This is a genomic window from Verrucosispora sp. WMMC514 (assembly GCF_027497295.1).
Classification (GTDB): domain Bacteria; phylum Actinomycetota; class Actinomycetes; order Mycobacteriales; family Micromonosporaceae; genus Micromonospora; species Micromonospora palythoicola.
Genome location: NZ_CP114906.1, coordinates 987,067 through 1,005,190, shown reverse-complemented (window position 1 = coordinate 1,005,190; position 18,124 = coordinate 987,067). Strand labels below are relative to the sequence as shown.

Genomic DNA, 18,124 nt, shown 5'->3' with positions numbered 1-18,124 from the left:
CGAAGATCTCTCTTTCCGCCTGGGGGCGTTGGGATTGTCTGTAACCGACACGTTGCTGGTCTTCGTCGGCATCCCGGCAGCCATCGTGCTGGTGATCGCCGGCCTCGTCTACGCGGGCAGCCAGGGCGGTGGTGGCGGTGCCAAGCGTTACCGGCCGGGCCGGCCGTTCACCTTCACGCCGGTGTGGTTCCTCGGTCGCCCCGAGGAACTGGCCGACTCCGCGGGCACCGCGCTGTCGGCGGGGGCACAGGCGCCCGCGCTGACCAGCCGCACGCAGGAACAGGCCGGCGTCGAGGCGCCGGCCGCTGGAACCGGAGGCGCAAGTGACCGTTGGTGAGAAGCAGCACGCGGCCGGGACGGAGAACCCGCCCGACGTGCTCGACGGGCCGTTCTCGACCCGCCAGCTGCTGCGCATCGACGAGGCGCTGCGGGTGGCCGACCGGACGACCGGTCTGGTCTTCTCCGTCTTCGTCGGCGGCCTCGACGAGCCGGTCCGGGAACACGCCGAGCGGCTGCACCGGCAGCTCGCCGAGCCCGACCGGTCGGTGCTTATCGCGATCTCACCGAACCAGCGTCAGCTGGAGATCGTCACCGGCCGGTACGCCCGCAAGCGCGTACCGGACACGTACGCCAAGATCGCCGCCCTGTCGATGGTGGCCGCGTTCGGCGGCGGTGATCTCGCCGGCGGCATCATCCAGGGCCTCGACCAGCTCTCCCGCTACGCGGGCAAGGCCTGACCACTGCCGTACGCGCGAGCCCGGTCCCCGCGGGGGACCGGGCTCGCGTCGTGAACGTCTCAGCGGGGCCAGGCGGCAGGGTCCAGCCGCATCGGCCACGGTTCGGTCACCTCGACCGGATCGTCCGGCCCGACCGTGCCGAGAAGGTTGTAGTGGACACCCTTGACCAACTCGTAGCGGTACACCACAGGGCCGAAATCACCGCGTTCGACCCGCCAGTAGAACGGGATGCCCGCCTCGGCGTAGAGCGCGGGTTTGGTGAACCGGTCGTGGCGCCGGCTGCTGGGCGACTCGATCTCCACGACGAGTGCGACGTGTGCCGGATCCGCCCACATGCCGTCAGGCGGCGCGCCCGGCTTGAGGACCGTGATATCCGGAATCAGGTTGCCGCCCGGGGCGCGGACTCCGGCCTCGCGAATGATCATCCACTCCGTTGGTGCCGACGCACGGATAGCCGACCGGATCTCGTCCGCCAGCCAGTGGTGTCCATAGCCGGCTGGTGGGGTCACGTGCAGGCTCCCGTCGATGATCTCGTAGCGATTTCCGTCGTCCGGCAGATCGGCGAGATCCTGCTCCCGCCAGCCGCGTTCCGGTGGGCGCCACTCGTACGTCGGTTGTGCCATCACGTCCACCTCCCTAGGCCACGATAACGGCCCGGGAGCATCGTGTGCTCACGACGCTCCCGGGCCGGTGGAACGCGGTCAGGCCGTCCGGGCGTCCCGGGCCTGGGCGGCGAGCGCGCGGACCACGCCGTCGCGGCCCTCGGCGACCAGCCGCCGCAACGGCCCGGGGTGACCCTCCTGTGCCAGCCAGGCGTCGGTGGCCTCGACGGTGTCGTCCTGCACCAGGTACGCCGGGTACATGAGCATGGCGAACTCCTGCGCCGGCTCGCTGTCCCGGGTCGCCCAGACCTGCCCGACCGTGGCGAAGAACCGGTCCCGGTACGGCGTGATCAGCTCCACCTGGGTGGGGTGGCTGAAGCCCTGCAACAGCGCCCGGTGCCGCCAGTTCGGCAGCGCCTCGGGGCCGGTCAGCTGCGCCCAGACGGCGGCCTTGTTCGCCTCGGTCGGCACCAGTGCGTGCGCGTACGCGGCCTCCCGCTCACCGCTGGAGGTCTTGTCCCGGGACAGCTCCGTCTCGATCTCCGACGCTCCGGCCACGCCGTTGGCCACCAGCGCCTGCAACACGCTCCACCGCAGCTCGGTGTCGATGGTCAGCCCCGTGGTCACCTGGGTGCCCTCCAACCAGCCGCGCAGCACGGCCAGGTCCTCGCCGGAGCGGGCCGCGGAGACGTACGCCCGGGCCCAGGCCAGCTGGAAACCGCTGCCCGGCTCGGCCGCCGCGAGTGCGGTCTTCGCGGTACGGGCCAGGTCCGCCCAGCCGGTCGGGGCCCAGGCCGGGTCGGCGTAGAAGGTGAGCGCGCTGCTGACCTGGCGCAGCGTCGCGGTGACCAGGTTGATGTCCGTCTCCGCCGGCAGCCCGGCCAGCACCAGGGCGACGTAGTCGCGGGTGGCCAGTTCGGCGTCGCGGGTCATGTCCCAGGCGGCGGTCCAGCACAGCGCCCGCGCCAGCGACGAGTCGAGACCGGCGATGTGCTGGACCACCGTCGCCATGGACCGCTCGTCCAGCCGCAGCTTGGTGTAGCTCAGGTCGTCGTCGTTGAGCAGCAGCACGTCGGCCGCGGGCACACCGGTGAGGTCGGTGAGTTCGGTCAGCTCGCCGTCGACGTCGACCTCGTACCGCTCGCGGCGCACCAACCGACCGTCGGTGAGGTCGTAGAGCCCCACCCCGATCCGGTGGGTACGCAGGGTCGGGTAGCCCTCCGGCGCCTCCTGACGGACCGCCACCCGCTGGTACGTGCCGTCCGCGTCGATGGTCAGCTCCGGGCGTAGCGTGTTGACCTGGGCGGTCTCCAGCCACTGGGAGGCGAAGGCGGTCAACTTGCGACCGGAGGCGGTCTCCAGCTCGGACAGCAGGTCGTCGAAGGTGGCGTTGCCCCAGGCGTGCCGGTCGAAGTAGGCGCGCAGACCGGCCAGGAAGGACTCCTCGCCCACGTAGGCGACCAGCTGCTTGAGCACGCTGGCGCCCTTGGCGTACGTGATGCCGTCGAAGTTGACCTCGACGGCCTCCAGGTCGGGCATCTCGCAGTAGACCGGGTGGGTGGAGGAGAGCTGGTCCTGCCGGTAGCCCCAGTTCTTCCGGATGGACAGGAAGGTCGTCCACGCCTCGGTGAACCGGGTGGCGTGCGTGTTGCACCAGTGGCTGGCCCACTCGGCGAACGACTCGTTCAGCCACAGGTCGTTCCACCAGCGCATGGTGACCAGGTTGCCGAACCACATGTGCGCCAGCTCGTGCAGGACGGTGTTGGCCCGCTGCTCGTACTCGAAGTCGGTCACCTGCGAGCGGAACAGGTAGTGCGACTCGGCGTGGGTCACGCAGCCGAAGTTCTCCATCGCCCCGGCGTTGAAGTCCGGCACCCAGAGCTGGTCGTACTTGGGCAGCGGGTAGCGCACCCCGAACTGCTCGTGGAAGAAGTCGAAGCCCTGCGTGGTGACCAGGTTCAGGTCGTCGGAGTCCAGGTACTGCGCCATGCTCGCCCGACAGAAGTAGCCCAGGTCGATGCCGTCGTGGGTGTACCTGACCTCGTGGTACGGCCCGGCGCACAGCGCGGTGATGTAGGTGCTCATCCGGGCGGAGGTGGCGAAGTGCACCGTCTTGTGGCCCTCGCCGGCCGCCTCCTCCCGCTCCACCGGCATGTTGGAGACCACCTTCCAGTGCTCCGGAACGGTGGCGTGCCAGGTGTAGACGCTCTTCAGGTCGGGCTGGTCGAAGCAGGCGAAGACCCGCTGCGCGTCGGCCGTCTCGAACTGGCTGTAGAGGTAGGTCTCACCGTCGACCGGGTCGACGGTCCGATGCAGCCCCTGCCCGGAGTTGGAGAACGCGAAGTCCGCGTCGACGACGAGCGTGTTCTCGCTGGCCAGCCCGGTCAGCGTGAGGCCCTTTTCGGCGGTGAAGTCGGCCAGGTCGACCGGAGTGCCGTTGAGCGTCGCCGAGCGTACCGAGTCGGCCGCCACCTCGATGAACGTGCCGGCTCCCGGCTCGGCGCAGCGGAACCGCACCTCGGTGGTCGACCGGAAGGTACGACCGTCGGCGGCGTGAACAGCGCTGGACAGATCCAGACTGATGTCGTACCCGGTCACGTCGAGCAGGCGGGCCCGCTCGGTCGCCTCGACCTGTGTCAGGTTGCGCACTCCCGGCACTGTTCGTCTCCATCCCACTCTCGCCGTCCGTCACGGCCGCACGGTCCGTCGACCGCTCGTGACGGCCGGTCCGGGCCTGAGTCTTCCATGTACGGGTATGCGGTGGTGGTTGAGGTCACGGGTCGATCCTCGCGGGATCGCGGATGGTCGAGGAAAGATCGGAGGTACGCCGGTGAGTCGGCGTCACCATCGCGAAGGGATCTCGTCGTGAACGAGCGCGCCAGCGTAGACATGTGGTTCGACCCGATCTGTCCGTGGGCGTGGCTCACGTCCAGATGGCTGCTGGAGGTGGAGCGGGTCCGCCCCGTCGACGTCCGCTTCCACGTGATGAGCCTGTCGGTGCTCAACGAGGGTCGGGAACTGCCCGACGACTACCAGGAGCTGATGCGCAACGGGTGGGGACCGGTGCGGGTCTGCGTCGCCGTGCAACAGCGCCACGGCGCCGACGCCGTACGGGCGCTCTACACGGCCCTGGGTACGCGGATCCACCTCGGCAAGGAGCCGCTCGGACCGGACCTCTACGTCGCCGCCCTGACCGACGCCGGACTCGACCCGGCGCTGGCCGAGGCGGCCGGCGACAGCGACCTCGACCCGCCGCTTCGGGCCAGCCACGAGGCCGGTATGCGGCCGGTCGGCACCGACGTCGGCACCCCGGTCATCCACGCCCCCGGCCCCGACGGTCGGCAGGTCGCCTTCTTCGGGCCGGTGGTCACCCCGGCGCCCAAGGGCGAGGCCGCGGGTCGGCTCTGGGACGGTGTCCTGCTGGTCGCCGGTACCCCCGGCTTCTTCGAACTCAAGCGCAGCCGCGACCTCGACCCCATCTTCGACTGAACCGCACCCGAGCCGCACGTCGTCGACGCACCGGTTCCGGCAGGGCGGTAGTCCTGACGCCGCCGGTCCGAGGCCCGGCAGCCGCACCGCTGCCGGGCCCGGCGTCACCGGTGCGGTCGCGGACTCGTTTGTCCGGATGTCCGCAGCCCACCGCTCGTGGAGGTGCCTGGTGGCCAAGCATCGTGCTCCGATCGGCGACCGCTGGAGTCGGGAGGAGGGCGGCGGTGGGGGTGTGCTCGGGCCGGCGGCGGGCCGGACCGCGCCGACCTCGGGGAACGGCCGGGCCGGCGGGTGGTCCGCTCCCCGGCAGGATCGCAGCCCGAACGCGGCCGGCGGGTTCGGGCGCGACGGTGCGGTGGGCGTCGCCTCGGTTCCCGCCACCTCGCGGTTGACCCCTCCCGGTCGCGACATCCGCAATCAGGGACCACGACCGGCCCCGACGCGTCGTCCCGCGTTGGTGCCGGCGCCGACCGGCCGGCACCGACGCTCGGCGGAGGCGGAGTGCTGACGACGGACCCCGCCACACCTGAAGCGTCAGGCCGGTGACCCTGCTTTCATCTGGTGGGCTCGGGGCGGGTCCGGCGGCGGCACCCGACGCGCCGCCGGTAGCGTCAACGGTCATGACGGTCGTGCACCCGATCTCCCGCGCCTGGATCACCACCGGTGGTACCGGCGCCCAGAACTACGACGAGTTCGCCGACGACGCGGAGATCACCGCGATCATCGAGGCGAATCCGCACAGCGCCCTCGGCATCGAGATGCCCCACAAGGCCCCGGAGAGCCTCGGCAGGTCCTTCGCCGACGCCCTGCCGGACGCGGTGAGCCGGCTCGCGGAGGCGAAGGCCGACGGCAGCTACACCCCGGCCGAACAGGTGGTGGTGCTGTACCGGATCAGCGCGCCGGGTGAGGAGTCGGCCTACGGGCTGTTCGCCATGGTCGACACCGACCAGATCTCCACCCGGGCCGACGAACCCGGCCTGGTCATCCGCAACGAGGACGTCTTCATCGCGAAGGTGCGGGAACGGGTCGCGCTGGCCGAGGCGTTGGGGCACCTGCTCTCACCCGTACTGCTGCTGCAGACCGGGCGCGGCGACGAGCTGCACGCCGCCCTCGCGGCGGCCACCGACACCGCCGGGGCGCCCGCCGCCACCGACACCGACCAGGCCGGACGCACCCACGCCATCTGGTTGGTCGGTCCGGGCCCGCAGCAGGACGAGCTGACCGCCCTGGCCGGTGGTGGCGAGTTGGTCGTCGCCGACGGCAACCACCGCAGCCTGGCCGCGCAGACCGGCGGGATGCCCCGGTTCCTGGCGGTCGTCACCACCCCGGCGTCGGTTGCCATCCAGCCGTACAACCGCCTGGTCAGCGAGCTGACCACCACGCACGAGGAGCTGCTGGAGCGGTTGACCGCGGCCGGGGCGCGGATCACCCCGGTCGACGGCCCGGCCGAGGTCCCCACCACCGGCGGCACCGTCGTGCTCCAGCTTCCCGATCAGGCGTACGCGGTGACGCTGCCACACACCGGCGACGGTCGTCTGGAGAACCTCGACCACGCTCTGGTCGAGCGGCTGCTGTTGCGCGACGCCCTCGGCCTGGATCCGGGCGACAAGCGGATCACCTACGTCGGCGGTGACTACCCGGCGAGCTGGCTCACCGGTGAGGTGCGCTCCGGTCGGGCCGAACTGGCCATCCTCATCGCGCCGGTGACCGTCGACGACTTCGTCGCGGTGAACCTGGCCCGGGAGAAGATGCCCCGCAAGAGCACCTGGTTCACCCCGAAGGCGCGCGGCGGCCTGGTGGTCGCCGAACTGGCCTGATCCGGTGCCCGTCCCACGGGGCACCGCCCCGGCGCCGCCTCGTGGGACGGGCCTGACAGACTGCCCGGTATGCGCGTCTACCTGGGATCCGATCACGCCGGTTTCGAGTTGAAGGTGCACCTGGCCAACCACCTCGCCAAGCAGGGGTACGAGGTGGTCGACATCGGCCCGCACGCCTACGACCCGGAGGACGACTACCCGGCCTTCTGCCTGCACGCCGGCACCCGCGTGGTGGCCGACCCGGGCAGCCTGGGTGTGGTCATCGGTGGCTCGGGCAACGGCGAGCAGATCGCCTCGAACAAGGTGGCGGGGGTGCGGGCGGCGCTGGCGTGGAACGTCGAGACCGCCCAGCTCGGTCGGCAGCACAACGACGCCAACGTGGTCGCCGTCGGTGCCCGCCAGCACACCCTCGACGAGGCCACCGCCATCGTCGAGGCGTTCCTGACCACGTCCTTCTCGGGCAGTGACCGGCATGCTCGGCGCATCGCCCAGGTCGCCGAGTACGAGCGCAGCCGGCAGCTGCCCGACCTGCCCTGATCCGCGACCCTTCGGACCGTCTCTCCTGGTCCGGGGTCGGGACACCCGAACCCGGACCAGGACGGGTCAGCGGCGGGGCAGTTCCTCGCGCGGGGTCCAGTTACGGCGGACGATGACGACCCGGTCCGCCGCCGCGGCGAGATCCTCGTCGGTGGGCCGGGCGGCGTCCCGCGCCCGCATCGCCGCGGTCACGCTGACCTGTGACGAACCAGAGCCGACGAGCCCGCGCAGCCCTCGCTCGCCTTCTTCGGAAGCGCCGTTGCGTCGCCCACGCGACGTCTCGCCGCCGTCGTGCACCCCCGCCGTGCTGGCCGCCGCAGCACCGTCGACTCCACCGCCGGTGCCGCCGTGCTGCCGGTGCCGCCGTCGCCGCCGTTCCCCGCCATCTGCCACCCCCCGACCGTACCCCCATCGCCGGCGGTCAGAAGATCTCCATGGCGGAGGGGGCTCGGTGCCAGGTGAAGGCGGGACCGGCGGCGGTGAGCGCGCCGGGGCGCAGCTCGCGGAGCCGACCGGCGTCGGCCAGCGCGGTCGGGTTCACGCCGCCGAGGTACAGCTCGCCGAGGCAGCGTACGTCGCAGGCCAGGTCGGCCGGTCCGGTCGCCGGTGTGCAGGTCGCCTCGGCCGGCCCGCCACGCAGCCGCCACCGGCCGGTGTTCTCCGGCAGCAGGTCGTCGGTCACCTCGATGACCACGTCGACGTCGGTGGCGTAGCGCCGGGCGGCGAGCGCGGCCGGCACGTCCACCACCCGTACCCACAGCGCGTCGACCAGCCGGCAGTTGAGCCGGCGCGGTTCGTTCAGCAGTCGCAGCAGCGGCTCGTCCACCGCCGCCCGCATCCACGCCAGCCGTCGGGTCAGGTCGAGCGAGAGCAACATCCGCCAGATCGCCAGGTACCCCGCCGGGCTGCTCGCCACCACCTCGTCGACCGTGGTGAGACTGTTGGGGCCGCCGTCGTCCCACTCCGCCTTGGTGCGGAACAGCCCGTAGCCGTCGACACCGTCCGGTCCCTCGTGCAGCACCACCCGCCGCTCGGTGCCGCCACCACGGTGCGCCTGCGGGTCGACGAGCACGTATCGCCACCACCGGTCGTCGCGCGCCGACCAGCCGGGGCGATCGGCGCGTACCCGCTCGTACACCCGGGCCAGGTCGGCCTGGCGGTCGGTCGGCCGGTCCAGGCGCAGCCGGCCCTCGCCCGGCGTCGGTGCCGGTAGCCGCAGTTCGGCGGTCTCGCCGGAGACGTGGTACCGCTGGGAGGCCAGACCGTAGCCGAAGCGCGGATAGATCCGACCCTCGCTGGCCCAGAGCACCGCGACCGGCTCCCGGCGACTGTCGTAGATCTGACGCAGTTGGCGGTGCATCATCGCGGTGAGCAGGCCCCGTCGACGGTGGGTGGGCGCGACCCCGACCATGCTGACGTGTGCGGCGGCCAGGTCACCACCGGGCACGCCGAGCGTCCGGGTGAACGCGATGGCGGTGGCGACCAGGTCGGACCCGTCGCGGATCTGCAGGGCGCGTTCCGGTTCGAAGATCGGACGTTCGACCTCCTGGGCCTCGCTGTCGACCGGGTGGTGGAACAGGGAACCGAGGAACCCGTTCATCTCGTCGAAGTCGGCGTTGGTGGTCTCGATCGGCAGAGTGGAGGTGGTCACCGCTCGTGTCTAGCCGATCGGTGTGGGTACGGCGACCGATTTGCGGGCTGGCTACCCTCGAAGTCTCCAGCGGCGTCCGGGGGCGCCGTCGGTGAAGGGGAGGGAACGACATGGCCGAGCAGACGCAACCGTGGGCGGAGCGGACCGTCGAGGTGCCACCGCAGCCCGGTGGCGGGGTGCCGCCGCAGCGCGACCCGTACCGCCGGGGCGTGGCCCAGGTCGGCGCCCGCGCGCCGCGTACCGAGCCGTTCCCGACGGTGGAGCACGCGCCGACCGGCACCGGCTGGCCGGGCGAACCGGTGCCGCGCCAGCCGTTGAGCTGGCACGTGGCCCGACTCAAGCGTGGCGGCGAGTGGAGCTTCGCCGGGGCCCTGTTCGCGTTCGTCTGCTGGGGGATCTGGGCGATCTCCGGCGGCGGCGACCTCGTCGGACCGATCGTGATCTTCGTGTTGAGCCTGCTGGTGGCGGCCGGGTTGTTCACCCTGGCCCGGCTGCTCGGCCGGGTGGTGCTGGAACGGCAGTTGGGTCGGGTACGACGCACCGCCCGGGGCGCGCACCTGGTCACGGCGGTCTTCCTGACCGGCCTCGGTGTCGCGTTCCTGCAGCAGACTCAGTGGATCATGGACACCTGGAACTGGCTGACCAACTAGGGCGTCGCCCGGCCGGGGCGTGAACTCGCCCCCGGTCGCCGGGCGGACCGGACCAGCGGCCGGCCCGCCCGGGAGTGGCCGCGTGGCACCGCGACCGAGGTCGTCACTCCACCAGGACGGCGGCCTGCTTACCCCACCCGGCGCGATTCATCCCCGCCGGTGCGGTCCTCCGTGACCGCCCTCCGGCGTCGGAGCAGCCTGGTGCCCATCCCGGCCACCCGGGCGGTCGCCCCGCCCACTGTCGTGTCGCTAGCGTGCTGGCCAAGATATAGTGCCGGACACTATATTGGCCCGATGAGTTCCGGGCGGATGACCGAGCCGACGTTCTTCGTTCTCACCGCGCTGCTCGACGGCCCACGGCACGGTTACGGCATCGTCGCCGAGGCGACGGAGCTGTCGCAGGGCCGGGTGCGGCTGAAGATCGGGTCACTGTACGGCGCGCTGGACCGGCTCGTCGGTGGCGGCCTGATCGAGCTGGACCGCGAGGAGGCCTGGCAGGGCCGGCTGCGCCGGTACTACCGGCTGACCGAACGGGGACGCCACGCCCTCGACGCGGAGGCCCGCCGGCTGGCCGCCGACGCCCGGCTCGCCTCGACCCGGCTACGCCGACAGAACCCGATCGAAGGGACGTCCACATGAGCCGGCTGGAGGAACGCTACCGCCGGGTGCTGCGGCTGCTGCCCCCCGGATACCGGCGGCAGTGGGAGGACGACATGGTCGCCGCCTTCCTGGAAACCATGCAGACCGGCGACCCCGAGACCGATGAGTACCTCGCGGACCACGGCCGCCCGAGCCTGGCGGAGATGACCAGCATCCTGTCGCTCGCCGTCCGGTTACGGATCGGCGGGCCCGACGCGCCGCCGCGGCCGTACGCGTGGGGGCAGGCGGTTCGCCTGGCGGTGCTGGCCGGAGTGCTGACCCAGGCGACCATGGCCACCGTCGGTCTCGCCGTCACGCTGTGGCTCACCGGCGCGCTGAGCTGGTTGCCCGTCCCCACGTCCGAATGGGCTCCCGTGTCACCCATCAGCGGTTGGCAGGCCACCTTGCACGTCGCCGGGTACGCCTGGCTGCCGGCCTTCCTCGCCCTGGTCCTCGGGCACCCGCGAGTGGCCCAGGCCGTCGCCGCGATCGCCATCGTGCCGCAGGCCGTCACCGTCGCCGTCGAGCAGGCCAGCGGCCCCGCCCCGCTGACCGTGTCGGCGTGGTTGATGCTGCTCATCGAGCTTCTCCTGCTGGTCGCGATGTCGGCCGTGCACCGCGACGGTGCACCGGTGGCACGACGACGCTGGCTGCTCGCTCTACCGGTGGGCATCCTGGCGGTTCCCGTACCGCTGTTCGTCGCGCAGGCCAGCATGCCGGCGCTGCGGCTGCTGGACTGGCCGGGCCTGTGCTGTGTGCTGGTCGTCGTCGCGATCGCGGTCCACCTGGGCGTACGGGCGTTCCGCCCACCGTCTCGCACCCTGCCCTGGTCGCTGGCACTCGTCATACTCGCCGCGACCGCACTCGTCCAGCGCACCGCGACCCTGCCCGACCTCGTCGGCCAGACGCAGCGCACGGCACTGCTGACCATCGCCTCCGCGCAGGTCCTCGCCGTCCTGGCAGTCGGTGTGCCGCTCGCCGTCCTGGCCTTCCGGGTGCTGCGCCAACTGCCCCCGGTGTCGGCTGCCACGCACCCACAGCACACCGCTGACTGATCGAAGCCGGTACGCGCGCCGCGTCTCAGGCGTTGAGGTACGCCAGCACGGCCAGCACCCGGCGGTTGTGGTCGTCGGAGGGCGGCATGTCCAGCTTGGTGAGGATGTTGTTGATGTGCTTGCTCACCGCCTTCTCGGTGATGCGGAGCTTGGCGGCGATCGCCGCGTTGGAGCGACCCTCGGCCATCTCGCCGAGCACCTCCCGTTCGCGGACCGTGAGAACCGCCAACGGCTCGCGGCGGGCGAGCAGCTGCGAGATCACCTCAGGGTCCATCGCGCTGCCGCCCGCGGCGACGCGGCGGACGGCGTCGACGAACTCGCCGACGTTGGAGACCCGGTCCTTGAGCAGGTAGCCGACGCCGCCCTGGGGAGTGCTGAGCAGTTCCCGGGCGTACAGGGGCTCGACGTGCTGGGAGAGCACGAGGATCGGCAGCCCCGGGATCCGGGTGCGGGCGGCGATCGCGGCCTGCAGGCCCTCGTCGGTGAACGTCGGTGGGAGACGGACGTCGACCACCGCCACCTCGGGCTTGTGGGTCACCAGGGCGGGTAGCAGGGCCGGGCCGTTGTCGACGGACGCGACGACGTCGAAGTCGAAGGCCTGCAGGATCCGGGTCAGTCCGTCGCGAAGGAGTGCGTGGTCCTCGGCGATGACAGCGCGCACGGCAGCTCCATGGTGACGACGGTGGGCCCGCCGGGCGGGCTCGACAGCGCCATCGTGCCATCGAAGGCGGCGAGGCGACGCTCGATACCGCGCAGGCCGGTGCCGGCGGCGGAGTCGGCGCCGCCGGCACCGTCGTCGGTCACCACCATCGTCAGCCGTCCCCCGGCGTGGCGCAGCGACACCCACGCGTGCTGCGCGCGACTGTGCCGGACCACGTTCGTCAGCGTCTCGGCCAGGGCGAAGTACGCCGCCGACTCGACCGGAGTGTCGAGCCGGCCGCGAAGCTCGGCGTCGACCGCGATCGGCACGGGCAGGCTGAGCGCCAGCGCCCGCACCGCGCCCTCCAGACCACGCTCCGCCAGTACGGGTGGGTGGATGCCGCGTACCAGGTGCCGCAGCTCGACAAGCGCCGTGCCGCTCGACTCGCGCGCCTCGGCGAGCAGCTCGTGCGCCGCGGCCGGATCCCGGTCGATCAGTTCGTCGGCGAGGCCGATCATCATGCCCAGCGAGACCAGTCGGGCCTGGACGCCGTCGTGCAGGTCGCGTTCGATGCGGCGCAGCTCGGCGGCCTGAGCGTCCACCGCGTCGGCGCGGGTCACGGTCAGCTGGGTGACCCGCAGCCGGAGTTCGGCGGCCCTGGTCGGCGCGAGGAGGAGCCGGTCGAAGAAGGCGTCGACGCGCCGCAACCACGGCGCCGACCACAGGCCGACGGCCAGGATCGCCGCACCCTGCGGAACGCAGAGCAGCGCCTCGCCCACGCTGTCGACCGACCAGACGGTGCCGTAGCCGTACCAGTCGGTGCCGAGCCAGATCCACACCGGCGTGAGCGTCAGCCCCGCCAGCCCGTACAACGGTACGGCCAGTGTGATCGCGCCGAGGACGATCCCGACGAGGGCGCCCGGCACCAGCCAGGCCAGATCCCGCCAGGTGGCCGGGTCGGTGACGACCCACCGGAAACGACGCCACCCGCCGGGCACGCTCCGCTCCGGAGGCGGCTGGTACGGGCGCGCCACCGGCACGCCGGCCCGGGCGGCCAGCCGCCGCTCAAGATCGGCACGTCTCCTGACCAGCCTCGTCGTCCAGGGCACCAGCGCCATGCCGAGGAAGGGCACCGGCACCAGCACCAACGCGACAACCGACAGGACGAGCAGCGGGACGTTCGTGAGCGACAGACCGATCGCGGCCAACCCGGCGCCCATCGACCGCAGCCCCCGGCGGACCCACGGGGCCATCCGTTCACCAGCTCCGGCCACGTCCACAGGTCACATTCTGCCCACGGCGGCCGCCGTTCGTCGGTGGTGCCAGCACCCCCACGACAGCGGGAGACAGCGCTCCTGACGGCGCGGATCGGGGACGGTTCGCTGGAGTCATGACGACCACGACGACCGGCAGCGACTTCGCCGCGCTCGCCCGCCGGATCACCGCAGCGGGACTGATGCGGCGCCGGCCCGCCTACTACCTCGTCCGCCTGGGGACCGTCGCGCTCATGTACGTCGGCGGTTGGACGGCGTTCCTCGTCATCGGCTCCTCCTGGTGGCAGATGCTCACGGCGGTCTTCCTCGCCGTCACGTTCGCCCAGGTGGCCCTCGTGGCACACGACCTGGCCCACCGTCAGGTCTTCCGCACCAGACGACCCAGCGAACTCGCCGGGCTGCTCGCCGGGAACCTCGGCGTCGGCATGAGCTACGGCTGGTGGATGGACAAGCACACCCGCCACCACACCAACCCCAACCACGACGACCTCGACCCGGACGTGGCCCCCGAGGTGCTCGTCTGGGCCGCCGAGACGGCGGCCGGCCGGCGGGGCCTGAAAGGCTTCATCACCCGACACCAGGCCGCGCTGTTCTTCCCGCTGCTGACGCTGCTGGCGGTCAGCCTCAAGGTGTCCAGCGTCAAGGCCCTGCGCGACGGCACGGTGCGGCGCCGAGGCGGGGAGAGCGCCCTGCTGGTGCTGCACGCCGTCGGCTACCTCGCGACGCTGCTGGTGGTTCTCACGCCGCTCCAGGCCGTCGCCTTCCTGCTGCTGCACCAGGCCCTGTTCGGTGTCTACCTGGGCCTGACGTTCGCCCCCAACCACAAGGGCATGCCGCACCCGACCGGCACCGAGGACTTCCTGCGCAAGCAGGTGCTCACCTCCCGCAACGTGCGCGGCAACTGGCTCACCGACGTGGCGCTCGGCGGCCTGAACCACCAGATCGAACACCACCTGTTCCCCGGCATGCCCACCCCCAACCTGCGCCGGGCCCAGCCCATCGTGCAGGCATACTGCGCCGAGATCGGCGTCGCCTACGAACAGACCGGTCTCCTCGACTCCTACCGTCAGGCGCTACGACACCTGCACGAGGTCGGCGCCCCCGCCCGCGCGGAACATGCCGCACGTCGTGCCTCGGCGCGGCGTGGATAGTCCGAGCGATGTTGTTCGAGCCGGTGTCGACGGAACTGTCCTTCCGGCACGACGGCGACGAGTTGGTCGGTGACCTGGTTCGGTTGCAGCGCCGGCTCTGCTTCCGGTGACGGTGCCGGCTCCGCCGTTGGTGTCGTTGCGGCTCTGTCGTTGTCGTCGTTGCCGGAGGCTGTCACTCCGCCAGGTAGCCGGTGGCGGGGTCGATCTCGGCGAGGAACTCGCGGATCGCCGTCTCCATCTCGGCCAGGCTCATCACCGAACCGTCGGACCGGGACAGCCCGAAACCGTACTCGTGCGGCCCGCTGAGCCAGTCGAAGTCGTACGTGCCTGGTGCGTCCGCCCGGGCCCACACCCGGAAGTCCTGCCCGTCGACCGTCACCAGGATCGGATCACCCTGCTCCTGACCGGGCCGTAGCCACTCGGGCTGCGAACCCGGCTCCGGTGCACCGGACAAGACCACTCCAGACGCTCGTGGACGGTCGGGATCAGCGACCGCGCGCCAACTGTTCGACCTGGGCGAAGCTGACGACGCGGTCACACTCATCATCGGTCAGCTTGTTGATCAGGGCCTTCCCGGCCTGCGCCTGCCGGGTGGTGGGCAGCGCACCGGCAACCAGGTCCGGCAGCGTCAGCTCATAGCCCACCCGGGCCCTGGCCGAATAACGATGACGGGTACGCGTCACCGCGCTCGCCACCCGCAAGGCATGCTCGTTGCCTGGCGGCACGTGCCGACGGTCCACCTCCCGGGCACCGAAGCGCATCCGGTGATGGAACTCGCACGTCTCGCACGCGGCCGGCCCCTGGGCCAGTCGTGATCCGCACGTCGGACAGCTCAACCGGTCGAGCGCACCGTCGACGGTCCGCCAGTCGTAGGCCGCCGGATCTTCGGCCACCAGCCAGGCCAACTCGACCGCCTCGGCGGAATCGGGCTCGACCTCGAAAGCGAGCAGAAGATGTTCCCACGCCCGACGGATCTCCGCCTCTATCTCCGCGACCACGCGAGCCAGCAGCGCGCTACGCCAGGCGCGGGAGTCACCGGTCGGCCCGTCGGCAGTCACGGAGGCAATCGTGACAGCACCACGCGTACGGGGGCGCCCGTATTTCTCTGATCGCGGGACAGCGACAGTACGCCGCGTCTGCCACGCTGACGGCTGACTGGCCCTTGCTGTTCCGGCTTGGGGCGGACAGGCGCAACAGGGGGACAGGACATGTCGGAGCACCCGGCCCCACCACGGTCGGTGCCGGCCGAGCCTCGCCTGGCGAATCCACACCGCCTCGCGGTGGGGCAGATGGTCGTGGTGGGTGCGGCAGCTGCCCTGTTTCTGAGAGGTATTACCGATGGCGGGTGGCTCCTGCTCGTAATGTTCGTTGGGCTGCACGCCGTGCTGCTGGTCGGTGCGGTGGCGCTGCTGTCGATCACCTACCTGCTCGGCACGCTGACCCGCCACGGTTCGCGGCTGACCGAAAGTCCCGGTGGCCGGTGCGGCTGGATCCTGCTCATCTGGGCCGGCGGAGCCGCACTGGTCCGCTACGGCCGGGGGAACCTTGGTCAACTGGGCTTCGACCCACACCGGCATTCCGAGGTCGGCCACTGGCTCCTGGGCCTGGGAGTGGCGCTCGTGGTGGGCGTCTTCAGCCGATCACGACCCATCCGAGCCGGCTCGGTCGCGCTGATCGCGCTGTTCGTGGTGGTCACCGCCGCACTGCGAGCCGCCGACTGAACGAGCGGGACCGCGACCGCCTCGGCGACGGACCGCTGTCGGACCCTCCGCTGCCATCCGGTCGCCCCGGTGTCGGGCGGGCATGCCGCGGCAGATCGTTCGTCGCCGGGCAGTGGCCGGCCTGCTGTGGAATTGGTCGGGTCGGCGTGTTCCTCGGTCCCAGACCACGCGAGCGCCTGAACCCGGAGCCCACTCGCCCCGCCCCCGGTACGATCGCGAGCTTGCACGCACTGCGGGAAGCCCACGAGATCCACGTGCCGCCGCCCCGACAGTGCCCATGCTTGAGAGTAGGTTTCGTCAATGGCATGCCGAATCGGTGAGCTCGTGCTCAAGTGCCGCGACCCCGAGGTGCTGGCGCGGTTCTGGTGCGAGGTCCTTGACTTCGTGGAACTCGATCGTGAGGAGGAGGTCTACATCGAGATAGGGCCGCGCGAAGGTTTCGGCGGCCCGCAGCCGACGATCTTCCTCATCCGCGACGACGAGCCGCGGAACGGACATGCCCGACTGCACATAGACGTCAACCCCACGGACCGCGATCAGGACATCGAGCTCGAACGCCTCCTGGCCGCCGGAGCCGTACTCGCCGACATCGGTCAGCCCGCGGGTGCGTCCTGGCACGTCCTCGCCGATCCGGAAGGCAACGAGTTCTGCCTGCTCAGGCGCCGCCTCGACCCACTCTGACGGCTGTCGTGCTCATGCGGTCGTGAGGCCCGAAACGCCTGCGGGCGGAGGTCGGCCCGGAGGCGCTCGTACCCGTCACGCGCCACCATCTTGGCCGACGTCGGCGGATGGCCTCGGCTGTACAGGTGGCTGCACGGCCGGGCGACGCGCCGGTGCGGAGTGACCCTAAGCTCACGCCCATGTCGGAGAGCATGCCGTGATCGACTTGGACGAGCAGAATCACCGGCAGGCGGAGTCAGGCACCATCTCCGGCCGGCACATCGCCAGGCGGAAAATGGTCCTGCGCCTCGTCGCTGCGTTCGTGGTCGGCGTTGTGCTTGGCGGCTTCGGTGTCAGCGAGCTGCGCGACTCGCGTGATCAGCGAGAGCGCAGCGCTGCGGTCGCACTCGTGGCCTTACCTCGATCGGCCGACTTCGGAGGCTCGTCCGCCCAGGGATCGATCCAACTGTCTGGGCAGTTGACGTTGATCAACGCCGGCCCCGCGCCGATCACGGTTCGGGGAGTTCAGGCAGAGAGGCCCGGCGCCGCGGTACGCGGCACGGGACAACCCCGGCTGTTACCCCCCGGCGGCACCGGTCAGCTCCTGGTCGAGCTGCGTTTCGAGTGCTCGATCGCCTTCCAGCCAGAGCCCTTGTCGCTACGGCTTTCGGTTGAGACGGAAGACGGGCAGGTCAGAGAGGTCACCCACCCCGTCGCTCTCGTAGGGAGCGACTGGGAGCGCGATGCCAAAAGCATGTGCGACCCGCACACCACCACGACGAGCTAACGCATACCAGCACACCGCACCGCAGCCTCTGGCGAACACTCGCGAGCTGACGCAGCGGATGGGGGCACGTGAGCATACGGGCGGCGTTGATCTATCAGCACGCGACCAGCGGCGGGACCGGGAGATCGCCTCGGCCATGGACCGGCGGATCGCCCGGCAGACCCGAGGCAAAGACGGCCAGAGCAGCTGTTGGCCCGCAAGATTGAAGCGGGGGAGTGGCCGTTCGACCCAGGATCGAGGGATACGGCCTCCGACCTGGGCCAGACGCAGTTGGAGCGGGCGACGGGAATCGAACCCGCACCGTCAGTTTGGAAGACTGAAGCTCTGCCATTGAGCTACGCCCGCGTACACCCGTCAGGACCGGGTGCGCCCGACAGCCTACCCAATACCCGCGGCGGCCGCGCGGCCGTATCCCGGTGTCGCGTCGCATAGATCCACGCAACTTCCTGTGTGTTGTCCCCTCGGGCTGCCCGGGAGACCACAACATCCGCGAAACTGCACCAGCCTGCCGCCTGCCGCCTGCCGCCTGCCGCCTGCCGCCCGCCGCGCGGTGTCCGGTTCGTCCTCGTTCGGCGCGTTGGGTGACGCCCCGGCAACCGGTTGTCGGAGGGACGGCATAGACTGCTCGTCGCCACGGGGTGTGGCGCAGCTTGGTAGCGCACTCGCTTTGGGAGCGAGGGGCCGTGGGTTCAAATCCCGCCACCCCGACTGCCG

Annotated in this window: 21 protein-coding genes and 2 tRNA genes; 14 read left to right on the top strand and 9 right to left on the bottom strand. The window is 71.2% G+C overall.

The window, feature by feature from the left end:
• Positions 1 to 52: 52 nt before the first annotated feature.
• Complete coding sequence (locus O7597_RS04480; RefSeq protein ID WP_281583184.1) at positions 53 to 337, top strand: hypothetical protein; 285 nt, start codon at positions 53 to 55, stop codon at positions 335 to 337.
• Positions 324 to 737 (top strand): DUF5130 family protein, encoded by a 414-nt coding sequence (locus tag O7597_RS04475; protein ID WP_281582096.1) that lies wholly within the window; start codon positions 324 to 326, stop codon positions 735 to 737. Before O7597_RS04480 ends, O7597_RS04475 begins: the two co-directional genes overlap by 14 nt.
• 59 nt (positions 738 to 796) lie before the next feature.
• On the opposite strand, the gene O7597_RS04470 is transcribed toward O7597_RS04475, so the two are convergent.
• Together O7597_RS04470 and pepN are read right to left on the bottom strand one after the other, a co-directional pair.
• Positions 797 to 1,360: a Uma2 family endonuclease gene (locus tag O7597_RS04470; RefSeq protein WP_281582095.1), complete on the bottom strand. Its 564-nt coding sequence runs from the start codon at positions 1,358 to 1,360 to the stop codon at positions 797 to 799.
• A gap of 78 nt (positions 1,361 to 1,438) precedes the next feature.
• A complete protein-coding gene (gene pepN, locus O7597_RS04465) occupies positions 1,439 to 3,988 on the bottom strand; it encodes an aminopeptidase N (protein ID WP_281582094.1) in 2,550 nt (849 codons plus the stop codon).
• A gap of 216 nt (positions 3,989 to 4,204) precedes the next feature.
• On the opposite strand from pepN, the gene O7597_RS04460 reads away from it, so the two are divergent.
• The 4 genes from O7597_RS04460 (at position 4,205) to O7597_RS04445 (ending at position 7,182) form a co-directional block, all read left to right on the top strand.
• A complete protein-coding gene (locus tag O7597_RS04460; RefSeq protein ID WP_281582093.1) occupies positions 4,205 to 4,828 on the top strand; it encodes a disulfide bond formation protein DsbA in 624 nt (207 codons plus the stop codon).
• Between the two features lie 169 nt (positions 4,829 to 4,997).
• Complete coding sequence (locus O7597_RS04455) at positions 4,998 to 5,336, top strand: hypothetical protein (RefSeq protein ID WP_281582092.1); 339 nt, start codon at positions 4,998 to 5,000, stop codon at positions 5,334 to 5,336.
• Positions 5,337 to 5,448: 112 nt separating this feature from the next.
• A complete protein-coding gene (locus tag O7597_RS04450) occupies positions 5,449 to 6,645 on the top strand; it encodes a DUF1015 family protein (protein WP_269737850.1) in 1,197 nt (398 codons plus the stop codon).
• 69 nt (positions 6,646 to 6,714) lie between these two features.
• Positions 6,715 to 7,182, top strand: coding sequence for a ribose-5-phosphate isomerase (locus tag O7597_RS04445; protein ID WP_269737849.1), 468 nt, complete (start codon positions 6,715 to 6,717; stop codon positions 7,180 to 7,182).
• Positions 7,183 to 7,248: 66 nt separating this feature from the next.
• Here the strand turns inward: O7597_RS04445 and O7597_RS04440 are convergent, their stop codons facing one another.
• Both O7597_RS04440 and O7597_RS04435 read right to left on the bottom strand, forming a co-directional pair.
• Positions 7,249 to 7,575, bottom strand: coding sequence for a hypothetical protein (locus tag O7597_RS04440; RefSeq protein ID WP_348650789.1), 327 nt, complete (start codon positions 7,573 to 7,575; stop codon positions 7,249 to 7,251).
• A gap of 28 nt (positions 7,576 to 7,603) precedes the next feature.
• Positions 7,604 to 8,833: a GNAT family N-acetyltransferase gene (locus O7597_RS04435; protein WP_281582091.1), complete on the bottom strand. Its 1,230-nt coding sequence runs from the start codon at positions 8,831 to 8,833 to the stop codon at positions 7,604 to 7,606.
• A gap of 110 nt (positions 8,834 to 8,943) precedes the next feature.
• On the opposite strand from O7597_RS04435, the gene O7597_RS04430 reads away from it, so the two are divergent.
• From O7597_RS04430 to O7597_RS04420, 3 genes are all read left to right on the top strand, one after another.
• Positions 8,944 to 9,483 (top strand): hypothetical protein, encoded by a 540-nt coding sequence (locus tag O7597_RS04430; RefSeq protein ID WP_281582090.1) that lies wholly within the window; start codon positions 8,944 to 8,946, stop codon positions 9,481 to 9,483.
• A 309-nt stretch (positions 9,484 to 9,792) separates the two neighbouring features.
• Complete coding sequence (locus O7597_RS04425) at positions 9,793 to 10,122, top strand: PadR family transcriptional regulator (RefSeq protein WP_281583183.1); 330 nt, start codon at positions 9,793 to 9,795, stop codon at positions 10,120 to 10,122.
• Positions 10,119 to 11,177, top strand: coding sequence for a hypothetical protein (locus O7597_RS04420; RefSeq protein WP_281582089.1), 1,059 nt, complete (start codon positions 10,119 to 10,121; stop codon positions 11,175 to 11,177). Before O7597_RS04425 ends, O7597_RS04420 begins: the two co-directional genes overlap by 4 nt.
• A 25-nt stretch (positions 11,178 to 11,202) precedes the next feature.
• Here the strand turns inward: O7597_RS04420 and O7597_RS04415 are convergent, their stop codons facing one another.
• Together O7597_RS04415 and O7597_RS04410 are read right to left on the bottom strand one after the other, a co-directional pair.
• Entirely contained in the window at positions 11,203 to 11,838 is a 636-nt protein-coding gene (locus O7597_RS04415; RefSeq protein ID WP_269737845.1) for a response regulator transcription factor, read from the bottom strand.
• Positions 11,790 to 13,070, bottom strand: coding sequence for a sensor histidine kinase (locus tag O7597_RS04410; protein ID WP_281582088.1), 1,281 nt, complete (start codon positions 13,068 to 13,070; stop codon positions 11,790 to 11,792). The genes O7597_RS04415 and O7597_RS04410 overlap by 49 nt, the downstream gene beginning before the upstream one ends.
• 137 nt (positions 13,071 to 13,207) lie before the next feature.
• Here O7597_RS04410 and O7597_RS04405 point away from each other — a divergent pair, with 137 nt between their 5' ends.
• Positions 13,208 to 14,242, top strand: a complete 1,035-nt coding sequence (locus tag O7597_RS04405) for an acyl-CoA desaturase (RefSeq protein WP_281582087.1) — start codon at positions 13,208 to 13,210, stop codon at positions 14,240 to 14,242.
• Between the two features lie 172 nt (positions 14,243 to 14,414).
• Here the strand turns inward: O7597_RS04405 and O7597_RS04400 are convergent, their stop codons facing one another.
• Positions 14,415 to 14,696 (bottom strand): hypothetical protein, encoded by a 282-nt coding sequence (locus O7597_RS04400; RefSeq protein WP_269737841.1) that lies wholly within the window; start codon positions 14,694 to 14,696, stop codon positions 14,415 to 14,417.
• 31 nt (positions 14,697 to 14,727) lie between these two features.
• Complete coding sequence (locus tag O7597_RS04395; RefSeq protein ID WP_281582086.1) at positions 14,728 to 15,300, bottom strand: hypothetical protein; 573 nt, start codon at positions 15,298 to 15,300, stop codon at positions 14,728 to 14,730.
• Positions 15,301 to 15,603: 303 nt separating this feature from the next.
• Here O7597_RS04395 and O7597_RS04390 point away from each other — a divergent pair, with 303 nt between their 5' ends.
• The 3 genes from O7597_RS04390 to O7597_RS04380 all read left to right on the top strand — a co-directional run bounded on the left by O7597_RS04390 (position 15,604) and on the right by O7597_RS04380 (position 17,410).
• Entirely contained in the window at positions 15,604 to 15,963 is a 360-nt protein-coding gene (locus tag O7597_RS04390; protein WP_281582085.1) for a hypothetical protein, read from the top strand.
• A 300-nt stretch (positions 15,964 to 16,263) separates the two neighbouring features.
• Positions 16,264 to 16,644 (top strand): VOC family protein, encoded by a 381-nt coding sequence (locus O7597_RS04385; protein ID WP_281582084.1) that lies wholly within the window; start codon positions 16,264 to 16,266, stop codon positions 16,642 to 16,644.
• A 196-nt stretch (positions 16,645 to 16,840) separates the two neighbouring features.
• Positions 16,841 to 17,410 carry a hypothetical protein gene (locus O7597_RS04380; RefSeq protein ID WP_281582083.1) on the top strand — a complete coding sequence of 190 codons (570 nt, stop codon included), beginning with the start codon at positions 16,841 to 16,843 and terminating at the stop codon, positions 17,408 to 17,410.
• A gap of 271 nt (positions 17,411 to 17,681) precedes the next feature.
• Here O7597_RS04380 and O7597_RS04375 read toward each other — a convergent pair.
• Positions 17,682 to 17,755: transfer RNA gene (locus tag O7597_RS04375), tRNA-Gly, on the bottom strand.
• Between the two features lie 289 nt (positions 17,756 to 18,044).
• Here O7597_RS04375 and O7597_RS04370 point away from each other — a divergent pair.
• Positions 18,045 to 18,118 (top strand) — tRNA-Pro (locus O7597_RS04370).
• The last annotated feature ends 6 nt before the right edge of the window (positions 18,119 to 18,124 follow it).